Origin of the sequence: Nitrincola salilacus (genome assembly GCF_046271865.1) — a bacterium.
In the GTDB taxonomy this organism is placed as follows: domain Bacteria; phylum Pseudomonadota; class Gammaproteobacteria; order Pseudomonadales; family Balneatricaceae; genus Nitrincola; species Nitrincola salilacus.
In genome coordinates this window covers 201,116-214,418 of sequence record NZ_CP176580.1, presented here as the reverse complement: position 1 = coordinate 214,418, position 13,303 = coordinate 201,116, and the positions used below count along the sequence as shown (strand labels likewise).

Below are 13,303 nucleotides of genomic sequence, written 5' to 3'. Positions count from 1 at the left end.
TCCTCTTTATTATCATTTATTGAGTGTTGCAATCGTCGTCCTGGCGAAAAACCAGACGATGAAATTCATTAAAAATCAGATTCGCACTGTCAGTACCGGAACCTTCGAGTCACGAATAACCCGTTCGGCAGTTGATCCCACCAGCACCTTTTCGATACCGGTACGGCCATTTGTCCCCAGCACTATCAGATCCGCATTCACCTTCGCGGCCTGACGCAATATCTCCTCTTCACTGCGCCCAATCACCACATCACTGGAAACCTCAACCTGCCCAGCCTTATCGGCTGACAGGTAGCGGCGGCAGAACTCGTTCATATCTTCAACCGCATGGGTTTCCACTTCGCGGGTGAATATTTCAATCACTTCAGCCGGCAAACGCCTTCTGCGCTTATCAACCAGCTCGGTGATCACATGCAGTACATGCAGCCTGGACCCGGCCATGGATGCCAACGCAAGCGCATGCTCGCAGGCTTTTTCCGATGATTCGGAAAAATCGGTCGCAAACAAAATACAGTCGTACTTGATCATCTTGATAGCTCCTTATTGACTGACTGTTGCCGGTTGCATCGGCTGCGCATCACGCTGAAGCCAGTAAACGAGTGCAATCAGTGCCAGACCTATAGCATCAGACAGCAGGGTCGGCCAGAACAATGCAACCGTACCCGCTCCCAGAATGATCCACTCAAAGATGCTGGTTTTGCGTCTCATGAAGCCCATGGCAAAGGCGCTGAAGGCAACGGTACCCATGATTGCTGAGGCATAAGCCACCAGAATATCGGTAACGGAGCCATCCATCAGGATGGCCGGTACATAAGCAAACAGCAGGGGAACGACATACAGCATCTTGGCAAACTTGAACGAGGTCCAACCGGTTTTCCAGGGATCTGAGCCGGCTATGGCTGCTCCCGCATAAGCGGCAACGCAGACAGGCGGCGTAATATTGGAATCCTGCGACAACCAGTAAACGATCATATGTGCAGCAATCACGGCAACGCCCAACTCACCCAGAGCAGGAACTGCCAGAACAGCCACGATCAGATAAGCAGCAGTTACCGGTACTCCCATACCGAGTACGAGCGATGCAATCGCAACCAGAATCAACGCCAGCATGAGATTACCGCCAGCCATGGAGATCACCAGATCAGAGAACTTGAGACCCATACCGGTAAGGGAGATGGTGCCGACAATCACACCGATAACACCGATAGTCGCACCCACGATCAGCGTATTCTTGGCACCTAGCTGAATCGCTTCCCAGATCTCTTTCGGCCCCATGCGGGTTTCTTTCTTGACCCAACTGACGGCGATACAGGATATGGTCGCCCAGAACGCCGCATTACCAGCCGAACGACCCATCAGCAGCATCACCGTGATAATGACGAGCGGCAGCGCAAAGTACCATCCATCCTTCAGCACCACTCGCCATTCAGGTAGTACCTCTCCTGGTGTGCCGACCAGACCATTACTCTTGGCGTAAAAGTGAACCATCATGAAGATCGACAGGAAGTAAAGGAAAGCCGGCCCGATCGACAAGAGCATAATGGTGGAATACGGTGTTCCGGTCAGCTCTGCCATCAGGAAGCCACCGGCCCCCATGATCGGTGGCAGGAACATCCCCCCGATTGAGGCTGCTGGCTCAATCGCGCCAGCTACATGCGGCTTGAACCCGGCTCGTTTCATCATCGGGATGGTAAAAGCACCTGAAGAAACCGTATTGGCAATTGCACTGCCTGAAACCGAACCGAAAAGCGCAGATGATATAACTGCCACTTTTGCGGGTCCTCCGGTTGAGCGTCCGGCAACAGCCAGCGGCAGTTCGATGAAAAACTTGCCGGCTCCCGACTTCTGCAGAAATGCACCAAAGAAGATAAACAGAATGACATAGGTGGCCAATACGCTTGCCATCACTCCGAAGACGCCATTGGTGGTCAGGAAAAGAGAGGTGGCAAGACGTTCAAAGCGAAAACCGCGATGCGCGAACAGCTCCGGCAGATAAGGCCCGAACAGCGCAAAGCAGATCATGCCGATACCGATCAACGTTATCGACCAGCCCAGCACTCGACGACAGACTTCCAGCGACAGCACCAGGCCGATGATACTGATCAGCATATCCAGCTCATGCTCGGCGCCTGCGCGATAGTTCAGCGCCTCAAACTGGCTGATCCAGTAAATAATGGTACCGGACACTACGACACAAAAAAGCACATCCGTAACCGTTGGACAGTTACTGGTACGCTTGACGATCCGACGATCCAACACTATCAGGATAATCGCAAAAGGAATCGTCATCAGCACGAAATACAGCAGATTGCCCAGATCCTGCTGCCACGCCAGTGCCAACCCGTCATAGCCCCAGGTTTCAGTAAACATCTGAACCTGCTGATAAAAAGCATAGGGCGATTCAAAAAACAGATAGCTGCTGATACCGCAAGATATTATTGCACCACCGATGATGCCAAGCCCGATACTGACTCGATTACTGCCAGCCGGATACAACAGAAACACCAGTGCAAAAGTGATCAGTACATAAACACCCAGATGGTACTCTGTACTCAAGACACTGATACCGGAGCCATAAAAGTAGAGAAGAACCATAGCCCCGCCAAGAAATGAGACCAGCCACTTCCAGCCCCCCTCCAGACGACGCTCCGTCTTCGCATCCTTCTCCATCAACTCCTGAAGCTTTTTACGCTCTTCGGGGCTCATGCCCTCTAATGATTTTTCAGCGTCAGACATCTCAAACCTCTGTATGCGGGCTTCGCAGACTTAAAACCTGCCTGGCCATGATGATTCTTATGTTGTTATGCAGGTACTGAAACACTCCAGTTTTCTCAGCACCCGGGGGCATGGTGGCCCTTAACTAACTGTAGACGATTTTTAATTTGCTGCATGTCAGCATACTTCTATCATCTCACCATGATGTAAGCACTTATCGTGCCAACAGAGAAATTGGCGAAAAAAGTGCTGATAAATTAATAAATTATTCTTATACCCCCGTCGCTGCAGACGTGGACATTGATCTGTATCAGCGTAAATTCACCCACATTGAGCGTAAAATGGGTGAAATATCGCCAATCCCAACCAGGAAATGGCCAGCTATTCACCAGCTACACATCGGTCCGTACCACTCCTGTAGTGTTTTTTCCGAAAAAATCCCATAAGCTATGAATGGCAATTATTCAGATAACAACTTACCAGCAGCGAGTCCCTTGCATGTCGATTAAAACAAAAGTGAACCTGTCTCTGATTGTTGTATTCCTCATTGTGCTGATTGGCTCCCTGACTGCGATCTATCGCAGCGAAACGTCACTGATCCGCCAGGTGGCGACCACCAGCACAATCGACACAGCCGACTCCTACTTCGACAGCATCAACATCCTGATGCTCAGCGGTGCGATGGCCAACCGCAGTACTTTGCAGGACAAGATCCTGAGCAATGAAGCCATCATTGAAGCGCGCATCATTCGTAGTCAGGAACTGAATTCCGTATATGGACCTGGATCTGCCGACTCCAGCGTGCAAGATGAACTAGACCGCCGCGCTATGGCTGGCGAGAAGGTTATTGAAGAGATCAGCGACCAGGATGGGCATCGATTGACCGTGATTATGCCGATGAAAGCGGTACCTGATTATAAGGGCACCAATTGCATGCTCTGCCATCAGCACGCCGAAGGTACCGTACTGGGTGCCGTGCGTGTCACCTACTCACTGGAATCGATGAACCAGGCGATTCGCAATAACATGTTTAATGTCGCCCTGATTGAATTACTGCTGTTCATCGCCGGGATCATCGCTATCGGCCTGCTGCTGAATCGCATCGTTATTCGCCCGCTGAACGCTTTTGCCGAGACAATCCACGACATCGAACGCAACCGTGATTTTAATCTGCGTCTGGACTCACGTGGCGATGATGAGATAGGCCGTATGTCAGTTGCCTTCAACTCACTGCTGCAAAGTGTGCATGACAGCCTGCGTCAGGTCAGCCAGACCGTACTGCGTCTGTCTTCATCCAGCACACGGATCAATGATATCGCCAATCAGACCAGCCAGGCAGTCAATCAGCAGCAGATGCAAACCAGCGCCGTATCAGCCGCCATGGAACAGATGGAAGCCTCCACGCGCAGCGTGGCCGCCAGTGCAGAAAGCACAGTCACAGCATCCGATCTGGCGCTGCAGGAAAGCCTTGAGGGTAATCGCATCACAGGCACTGCGATTGTTGCCATTGAGGAGTTACGCCAGAATATCGATCAAGCCACCACAGTGATTCAGCAACTGGATGATCAGAGCCAGACGGTTGGCACTGTGCTTGAAGTGATTCAGAAAATTGCCGAACAAACCAATCTGCTTGCACTCAATGCGGCAATAGAAGCAGCGCGTGCCGGAGAGCAGGGGCGTGGTTTTGCAGTTGTGGCGGATGAGGTCAGAACCCTGGCCAGCCGGACACACAGCTCAACCGTCGAGATCAATGCGATCATCGGCACCCTGCAGACCAACGCCCAGAATGCCGTGACGGTGATGCAGCGTTCTCTCTCAAGCGCTTCCGAGGGTGTAGAGCAGGTGCAGAACACCTCCAGGGCGCTGGCCAACATTGCCGAGGAGATCAAAGTCATCAACGACATGAACCATGAGGTGGCAAACGCCGTGCGTGAGCAGAGTGAAGTGACCGGTAATGTAGAGCGCAGCGTCAGCGAGATCCACGCCAGTGCTTCCGGTACAGCCGCGCATGCTAAGCACCTGACCAGCGTGTCCAGTGAGCTGACAGAACTATCGAGCCAGCTTGAAGAGATGCTGCGCCGATTCAAACTCTGATCGCTGAGTACTGACCACTACACAAATTCAGGGCAAGAGCTGACCGAGTATCGGTTCAGCTCTTGTAATCGTCCTTGTCGAGTCCGTACTTTTTCATCTTGTCATAAAGCGTCTTTCGCGGCAGCCCAAGCGATACCAAGGTATCCTTGATGGAGCCACCATGACGCGCCAGCTCTGTATGTAACAGCATTTTTTCAAATCGATCTATCTGCTCAGGCAAGGTCATGCCACTACCGGCATCGGAGTGAGTGATAGGCCGATTATCAAAGTCAAAAATGCAGGATTCGCCCAGCAGTACATAGCGCTCAGCCAGATTACGCAGCTCCCGCACATTACCCGGCCAGTCATGCGTCATCAGGCTGTGCATCCGTTCGGCCTGCAGTGGCAGCACCTCCCGTGCATACTGCGCAGAAGCGACCAGTGCGAAATGGTGAAACAGCAATGGAATATCATCACGCCGCTCACGCAGTGGGGGGATATCCACCCGCAGTACATTGAGGCGATAATAGAGATCTTCGCGAAAACCGCCCTCCTCGCACAGCTTGCGCAGGTCAACCTTGGTGGCCGCCACAATGCGCAGATCCAGTGGAATCACCTTGTTTGAGCCCAGACGCTCGATTGCCCGCTCCTCCAGCACTCGCAGCAGTTTGATCTGCAGCGGCATCGGCATGCTTTCGATTTCATCAAGAAAGAGTGTGCCGCCGTTGGCATGTTCAAACTTGCCGATCCGACGCGCTTTGGCATCGGTAAAGGCACCTGCCTCATGGCCGAACAGCTCACTCTCGATCAGATTTTCCGGCACGGCACCGCAGTTGATCGCAACAAAGTTCTTTTCACAACGGATGCTGTGTTCATGAATAAAGCGTGCCAGCAGATCCTTACCCGACCCTGTCTCGGCTGTGATCAGAATATCGGCGGGGGTGTCGGCAATGGCTCGAATCAGCCGACGCAGCTGCTGAATCTGAGGGGTGTTGCCGATGATGCGCGGGCCCGGCGCACTCTGTGTTTCCAGCTCTATGCGCAGGCGGCGGTTTTCCAGAGTGAGGCGCCGCTTATCCATCGCGCGTCTGACCACATCGAGTAACAGCTCGGAAGCAAAAGGTTTTTCAATGAAGTCATAAGCGCCATCACGTATGGCGCTGACGGCCATCGAGATATCCCCATGGCCGGAGATCAGAATTACCGGCAGATCGGCATCAATCGCCATCACCCGACGCATCAGCTCCAGACCGTCAATACCGGGCATATTGATATCCGTGACCACTACACCCGGCCACTCGTCGCTGAGTAAAGGCAGGGCCGCCTCGGCGCTGGTCAGGGGGGTCACATCATAACCTTCCAGTTCGAGTGTCTGACCGGCAGCCAGACGGATATGACGCTCATCATCGACCAGCAGTACCTGGCTGACCAAGGGCTCTGAACTCATGTGTACTTCCTTATGTGCAGCTGAATGTGCAGCTAACTACCCGTTTTATCCAACGTTTCATCTGCAGCACGAACCTGAGCTCTAGGCAGTTCCAGTGTGAAAACAGCGCCACCATCCGGATGATTACTGGCACTGAGCCGTCCCTGCAGTGACTCGATGATACGATGCGAAATAGACAAGCCCAGCCCCAACCCCTGTCCAGCCTTTTTGGTGGTGTAAAAGGGTTCAAAAACCTTGCCCGGATCTTCCAGGCCCGGTCCCAGATCCCGCAGAGTCAAGGTGACGCGGTCGGGAGTCAGGCAGGCACCTATCTCGATGCGCTTTTCCAACTGGCCAGCCATTGCCTGCAGCGCATTACTGAGCAGATTTACAAACACCTGCTCCAGACGCAAAGTATCACCGCGGACATAAAGCTCATCAATATTCTGTGGCCAGCTGACGGTAATCTCCTCCTTATCAAGGCGCCCATACATCACCGACATCGCGCCATCTCGCACTGCGCGGATGGAGACGATCTCTATCTGGCCCGAGCTTTTACGCGCAAACTCCTTCAGCGGGTGGATAATTTTCGCCATGCGCTCCGTCAGGCCGCTGATCTCGTGAAGGTTACTCGCCACCACGTCATATTTGCTGCGCTGCAAAAATGCACTGGCATTATCGGCATAATTGCGAATGGCGGTCAACGGCTGATTCAATTCGTGATTGATCCCCGCCGACATCTGGCCCAGTACGGCCAGCTTGGCAGTCTGAATCAGCTCGTTCTGCGTCCTGCTGTGCAGAGCCATCTCCTCCAGTAATTTGCTGTTGGCCCGGCTCAGGTCAGCCGTTCGCTCCTGCACTCTGAACTCCAGGTCCTCTCGTGCATTCTTGAGTTGCTGCTCATACTCCTTACGTTCGGTGATATCATGAATCGTCACCAGAAACTGCTGCTGTGAATCGACATTCATCGTCCCGATGATCAGCTCGATCGGAAACGCACTGTGATCCTTGCGTCGCCCACTCGCCTCCACCATCAGCTCAGCCTCACGCTCCTCTGGTGCCATGATATGATGCCAGCAGACGGCTCGGTCCTCCTCTGCCAGCAACTGACTGAAATACTGCCCACAGATCTCCTGAGCATTGAAACCGAACAGTTTTTCAGCCGTGGGGTTCAATGAAGCAATACACCCTTTGGTATCCAGGGTGATCAGGCCGGCATGCGTATTATCAATAATCGCCCGCACGCGCGCTTCGCTCTCCTCCAGCGCACTGTGTTCACGCGCCTGAAACTCGCTTCGTTCACGTTTGATCCGATGCCGTGCCACCAGCACCAGAATCAACAGCACCAAGGCGACATAGATGAAAGCCACCAGCATCAGCGTCGTGATCATGCGTTGCTCAACCGGCTTCAGACTCGCCAGTACAGAAGCGTGCAACCCCGTATCCGGTATCGCCTTGGAGAGCAGAAGATACTGCCTGGATCGCAGTTGATCATCCACCTCATCCGGTTTTTTGCGCTCATGATCAAGCAGTGTGATCACCTGCGAACCACTGGACATGGGCTCCCGACTGACAATATCCAAGGGCACCAGTTCTGAGTCGCCATAGCGCAGACTCTGAATCACACGTTGCTGATCCTCAGGTGGCAGTGGTTTGAGCGTACGAAACTGCCATTCCGGGCGCGTTGAAATGAAGATCACGTCATCCACATCCGTGACCAGAATATCCAGCAGCGGATCTGCCCAGTGCTCCTCAACGTCGTTCAGATCAATCTTGACCACCACCACACCCACGACCTGCTGCTTATCAAATACAGGGTAGGAAAAGAAATAGCCACGCTGCAATGAGGTTGTACCCAACGCGAAGTAACGCCCTGCCTGGCCCCTTATCGCATCCTGAAAATAGGGTCTGAAACGGAAGTTGCCGCCGACGAAGGGCCGCTCTGATGCCCAGTTACTGGCCGCAACCGTAAGGCCCTCGGCATTCATCAGATAGGTATCGGAAGCACCGATGGTTTCATTCACCTGCTCCAGATAGCGATTGACGCGCAGGGTTTCCGTCTCATTTTCCGGCAGCGGTAAAACAGCATAGAGCTCTGAGTGAGTGGAGAGCAGCTTCGGCAGATCCTTGAATCGATCCAGCTTCTGCTCAACGCTGAGAATATAACGATTGAGATCCGCCTCGGTCTTGCGCTCAAGCTCATCCAGCGTCTGCTGGCGGCTCAGTAGCGCGGTCTGAACCATGATCAGGGCGAACACGCTGAACACCAGCACAATCAGTGCCGGTCGATTATTCAGCCATCCGTGGTATGAATCTCCCAGGATGTTGCGACTCATTGGACAGAATTCCTGCGCGGTGACATCAAAAAGGCCTGAGCGCATCTATTGATGTGAAGGGATATAGAAGTTCAGAATACCAAGAACTCGCCGGATAAAAAAGCAACAGATACCGCATCAAGCCTTCTGGATTGAGATCAATGCCGGTATCATTCAGCGCTACTCATGCACTGGGCTGCAGGCTCAGGTACTAGCGACACTCAGCGATTTTAAGGACAGAATGCATGTCAATTACCCAGCAGCTGGCCACCGAACTGGGCGCCAGAACAAACCAGATTGAGGCGACCATCGCACTCATGGATGGCGGCGCCACGGTGCCATTCATTGCCCGCTACCGCAAGGAGATCACTGGCGGACTGGACGATACACAGCTGCGTACCCTGCACCAGAGGCTCGCCTATCTACGCGATCTGGAACAGCGCCGCCAGAGCATACTGGAGCAATTGAAGAGCCAGGGCAATCTGACACCTGAGCTGGAGTCTGCGCTCCGCGATGCTGACAACAAGGCCCGCCTGGAGGATCTCTACCTGCCCTTCAAGCCCAAACGGCGCAACAAGGCTCAGGAGGCCAGGGAGGCTGGCCTGCAGCCACTGGCAGACAAATTGCTGCAACCGGGATCGGATCCACAGAAACTCGCACTTGGGTACATTAATACTGAATGCGGAATCAACGACCCTGAGGCAGCACTTGAAGGCGCCCGGTTCATCCTGCTGGAGCAACTGACCGAGTCTGCTGATCTGATTGGCCAGCTACGAACACTGCTGTGGAAACAGGGTGAGCTGCAGGTCAGAGCGGCCCGAGGCAAAGCGGATCCTGACAGCAAATTTCGTGACTATTTTGAATACAGTGAAGCGCTTGCAAAGATACCCTCTCATCGCGCTCTGGCAATATTACGCGGGAATCAGGAAGGCATACTGAAATATTCCCTGCAGCTACCCGAGAATACGCGACAGAACCCGCCAGAGTTGATTGCCAATCACTGGCGGTTACGCCTTGCCTCTTGCTCACCCTGGTTGCAGGCGACCCTGGGGTTGTGCTGGGACAAAAAGCTCAGACCACAGCTCGAAACAGACCTGATTCGCCAGCTACAGGAGCAGGCAAGCGATGCAGCCATCTCTGTCTTCGGCCGCAACCTGCGTGATCTGCTTCTGGCGCCACCGGCAGGAGCCAGAGCAACGCTCGGATTGGATCCGGGGCTACGCACTGGTGTTAAAGTGGCGGTGGTCGATCCCACTGGCAAGCTACTTGAATGTGCCACCATTTACCCCCATGTACCCCATAAGCGCTGGCGTGAGTCGCTGGATACCCTGTCGACCTTGTGCCGACGCCACAAGGTAAGCTTGATTGCAGTGGGCAACGGCACCGCCTCGCGCGAAACCGAGCAACTGGCGAAAGAGCTTGCCACCCGTGAAAAGGATCTGCAGATGCAGACGTTGCTGGTCAGTGAAGCGGGAGCCTCGGTCTACTCGGCTTCGGCTCTGGCTGCAGAAGAATTTCCGGAACTGGATGTCAGCCTGCGCAGTGGCATATCAATTGCGCGAAGACTGCAAGACCCTCTGCCCGAGCTGGTGAAGATCGACCCACGCTCCATCGGAGTCGGCCAGTACCAGCATGATGTGGATCAGACTGCTCTGGCACAATCTCTCGACAGTGTCGTCGAGGATTGCGTCAACCATGTCGGTGTCGATCTGAACACCGCTTCGCGCGAATTGCTGGCTCGCGTTGCCGGATTGAATCGCACCACAGCAGACAATATCGTGCAGTATCGTGAACAGAATGGTCGTTTTGAGGATCGTCAGCAACTGCTGAAAGTCCCCCGACTCGGCCCCAAGGCGTTTGAGCAGTGTGCAGGTTTTCTGCGCATACGGGATGGCCGCAACCCACTGGATAACTCAGCTGTACATCCAGAGTCCTATGCGCTGGTGCGGCGTATTGCACAGCAACTCGGGTGCAAACCTGACCAACTGCTGGGTAATACCGAACTGCTGCGCAAGGTGGATGTCGAAGCACTGATCACGCCTGAGTATGGGCGATATACTATCGCCGATGTGTTGCGTGAACTGGAAAAACCCGGCCGTGATCCTCGACCGGCCTTCCGCTCAGTCAACTTCGATGACCAGGTACAGACGCTGAACGATCTGGAGCCAGGCATGCAACTGGAAGGCGTGGTCACCAACGTCACGAACTTCGGTGCCTTTGTAGATATCGGTGTGCATCAGGATGGTCTGGTGCATATTTCTCAACTGGCAGATCGCTTTGTCAGCGACCCGCATCAGGTGGTGCAAAGCGGAGCCATCGTGCTGGTTAGAGTCGTGGAGGTAGATGTCGCACGTCGCAGGATTGCCCTGTCGATGAAATCTGCACCCGAGACTGGACAAACGGCAGCGGCCCCGGAAAGGTCGGTGCGTCAGAGCAAGCCTGAGCCACAGCAGCCTGTGGAGGGCAGCCTTGCAGATAAACTGAGAGCAGCGGGCCTGGTCAAAGGCCGCTGAACAGATGGACGCTTTAAGGACACTGCAAAACAGTGCTCCTGGTTTATAATGGTGTCTACCCATAAAAGTCCGAGCAGAGATCAGAGCTTTGTCAGTCACTCTTGAGCATCACCTGAACCAGCTTGTCAAACATGGCCACAGTGGCCTGCTGACACAACTTCAACATGGCATAGAGAAAGAGGGACTGCGCGTCGACCGGCAAGGCAGACTCGCTCAGACACCGCACCCTAGATCTCTGGGATCGACCCTGACTCACAGCCAGATCACCACTGACTACTCTGAGGCACTGCTGGAGTTTATCACCCCCGTATTTCAGCGCCCGGATCTGATGTTGCAGCACCTGGAAGATCTACACCGCTTCAGCTACGCGAAGCTGGATCAGGAACTGATCTGGTGTGCCAGCATGCCCTGCAATATCTTTTCGGAAGAGGAGATACCGATTGCCGAATATGGCAACTCCAACATCGGTCGGCTCAAGCACATCTATCGCGTAGGCCTGCAACATCGTTACGGCAAAATGATGCAGACCATTGCTGGTATTCACTATAACTTCTCTCTGCCCGAACAGCTCTGGCCCGCCTGGCAGGATATCTCCGGTAACCGCGACAGCATGACGTCGTTCCGCTCCGCCAGCTATTTCACCTTGATTCGCAACTTCAGACGCTACAGCTGGCTGCTGCTCTATCTATTCGGCGCCTCACCGGCCCTGTCAAGCAGCTTCCTGCAGGGGCGACCTCATCAGCTCGACACTCTGAACGAAGACACCCTGTACCTGCCCTGGGCCACCTCCCTGCGCATGAGTGATCTCGGTTACTCCAACCGAGCCCAGTCAGCCCTGAATATCTGCTTTAACCAGCTCGGCAGCTATACCGAATCGCTGCAACAGGCCATTCAAACACCGCATCCGCAATACGAACGACTGGGTGTGAAGGTCAATGGCAACTATCAGCAGTTGAACAGCAATATCCTGCAGATTGAAAACGAATACTACAGCGATATCCGCCCGAAGCGCGTGGCAGAGTCCGGCGAAAAACCGATTCACGCGTTACGTGAACGCGGTATTCAGTATGTTGAAGTGCGTAACACGGATATCAATCCGCTGCTGCCGGTCGGTATCAGTCTGGAGCAGGCGCACTTCATGGATGCCTTCCTGGTCACCTGCCTCTATTGCAACGATGCCATCATCAGTGATGCTGAGTGTGCCTTGTTGTCGGAGAACCACAATCGCATAGTCAATCGTGGCCGCGAGCCGGGCCTTACACTGCTGAGTGATGAGGGAGAGATAGCTCGGGAAGCGCTGGGGGCGAAAATCCTGCAACAAGTGGATATGACCGCTCAATTACTGGATCAGGCATCTGGCACCCAGCATTATCGTCAGGCTGTCGCAGCACAACAGACAAAGCTGGAAAACAGCTCAATGACACCCTCCTCCCAGGTACTTGCCTCTTTGCAGGCTTCTGGCGCCAGCCATCACGAATGGACTCTGGCGCTGTCAAAGCAGCACAAAGATGAGATCATGGCTACCCGGCTGGCACCTGAGTTGCTGCAACAAATGACCTGCGAGGCCAATGCTTCCTTACTGGAGCAAAGCAGTATCGAAGACAACGATACAATGGACTTTGATACTTTTCTGGCACAGTTCAACGCGCAATAAGCGATGTGGGTCGGGCACTGCGCCCGGCCCAACCACATCCAACCCTTTTACCAGCTCTCTTTTACTGAATCACCAGACTGGTGAAAAACAGATCATTGACCTGTGGCTTGCCGGTTTCCTCAATGAGCAGAGTCTGCACTACAATCAATGCCTTCTGTGCCAGAATCGCCTGAGCTTCGATCGTCGCCAGATCAGACTCCTGCTGTTCATTAAACAGGAACACCAGATCATTACGGATCTGCGGCACGTGCTTGCTCACATCAGTGTGAGAGCCATTCTCCGCGAGCTGTAACGTCACCTCAGCTTTCATGAATCGCATCGGGCCTGTATTGGGACCGAAATTGGTCACAAAAGACTTCAGCTCGATATAGTTGAGATAGTCCGGCTCCTGTGCTGCTACACTGGCCGACTTCACCAGCAACAACGCACAGAGTATCAAAAACAGAAAATGAGTCTTAACGCGCATCTTTATCTCCCGATCTGATGCAGCCTGAAGGATTAACCCTGCCGAGTATACACCAGATTAGCACCAGTCTCAGTTGCATGGAGTTTGAGTCTGGCATTACTATTGGAGCTCATGACTGACAACTCAGTTCCAGCGTGCCGT

Annotated in this window: 8 protein-coding genes; 3 read left to right on the top strand and 5 right to left on the bottom strand. The window is 53.7% G+C overall.

Annotation, left to right across the window (positions count from 1 at the left end; genetic code table 11):
• Positions 1–75: 75 nt before the first annotated feature.
• Together ACK3CJ_RS01000 and ACK3CJ_RS00995 are read right to left on the bottom strand one after the other, a co-directional pair.
• Positions 76–528, bottom strand: a complete 453-nt coding sequence (locus tag ACK3CJ_RS01000; protein ID WP_409524550.1) for a universal stress protein — start codon at positions 526–528, stop codon at positions 76–78.
• Positions 529–540: 12 nt separating this feature from the next.
• A complete protein-coding gene (locus tag ACK3CJ_RS00995; protein WP_409524549.1) occupies positions 541–2,736 on the bottom strand; it encodes a TRAP transporter permease in 2,196 nt (731 codons plus the stop codon).
• A gap of 477 nt (positions 2,737–3,213) precedes the next feature.
• On the opposite strand from ACK3CJ_RS00995, the gene ACK3CJ_RS00990 reads away from it, so the two are divergent.
• Positions 3,214–4,809 carry a methyl-accepting chemotaxis protein gene (locus ACK3CJ_RS00990; protein ID WP_409524548.1) on the top strand — a complete coding sequence of 532 codons (1,596 nt, stop codon included), beginning with the start codon at positions 3,214–3,216 and terminating at the stop codon, positions 4,807–4,809.
• Positions 4,810–4,864: 55 nt separating this feature from the next.
• Here the strand turns inward: ACK3CJ_RS00990 and ACK3CJ_RS00985 are convergent, their stop codons facing one another.
• Positions 4,865–6,235 (bottom strand): sigma-54-dependent transcriptional regulator, encoded by a 1,371-nt coding sequence (locus ACK3CJ_RS00985; RefSeq protein ID WP_409524547.1) that lies wholly within the window; start codon positions 6,233–6,235, stop codon positions 4,865–4,867.
• 32 nt (positions 6,236–6,267) lie between these two features.
• Positions 6,268–8,550 (bottom strand): PAS domain S-box protein, encoded by a 2,283-nt coding sequence (locus ACK3CJ_RS00980; protein ID WP_409524546.1) that lies wholly within the window; start codon positions 8,548–8,550, stop codon positions 6,268–6,270.
• Between the two features lie 224 nt (positions 8,551–8,774).
• Between ACK3CJ_RS00980 and ACK3CJ_RS00975 the strand changes: the two genes are divergently transcribed.
• The gene (locus tag ACK3CJ_RS00975; protein ID WP_409524545.1) at positions 8,775–11,042 is read left to right on the top strand and encodes a Tex family protein; all 2,268 of its coding nucleotides are present in this window, start codon (positions 8,775–8,777) and stop codon (positions 11,040–11,042) included.
• 88 nt (positions 11,043–11,130) lie between these two features.
• A complete protein-coding gene (gshA, locus tag ACK3CJ_RS00970; RefSeq protein WP_409524544.1) occupies positions 11,131–12,696 on the top strand; it encodes a glutamate--cysteine ligase in 1,566 nt (521 codons plus the stop codon).
• 61 nt (positions 12,697–12,757) lie between these two features.
• Here the strand turns inward: gshA and ACK3CJ_RS00965 are convergent, their stop codons facing one another.
• Positions 12,758–13,162: a flagellar basal body-associated FliL family protein gene (locus ACK3CJ_RS00965; RefSeq protein WP_409524543.1), complete on the bottom strand. Its 405-nt coding sequence runs from the start codon at positions 13,160–13,162 to the stop codon at positions 12,758–12,760.
• Positions 13,163–13,303 lie beyond the last annotated feature (141 nt).

Coding starts and splice junctions, on each gene's coding strand:
- ACK3CJ_RS01000 (WP_409524550.1), bottom strand. CDS start 528: ATGATCAAGTACGACTGTATTTTGTTTGCGACCGATTTTTCCGAATCA.
- ACK3CJ_RS00995 (WP_409524549.1), bottom strand. CDS start 2,736: ATGTCTGACGCTGAAAAATCATTAGAGGGCATGAGCCCCGAAGAGCGT.
- ACK3CJ_RS00990 (WP_409524548.1), top strand. CDS start 3,214: ATGTCGATTAAAACAAAAGTGAACCTGTCTCTGATTGTTGTATTCCTC.
- ACK3CJ_RS00985 (WP_409524547.1), bottom strand. CDS start 6,235: ATGAGTTCAGAGCCCTTGGTCAGCCAGGTACTGCTGGTCGATGATGAG.
- ACK3CJ_RS00980 (WP_409524546.1), bottom strand. CDS start 8,550: ATGAGTCGCAACATCCTGGGAGATTCATACCACGGATGGCTGAATAAT.
- ACK3CJ_RS00975 (WP_409524545.1), top strand. CDS start 8,775: ATGTCAATTACCCAGCAGCTGGCCACCGAACTGGGCGCCAGAACAAAC.
- ACK3CJ_RS00965 (WP_409524543.1), bottom strand. CDS start 13,162: ATGCGCGTTAAGACTCATTTTCTGTTTTTGATACTCTGTGCGTTGTTG.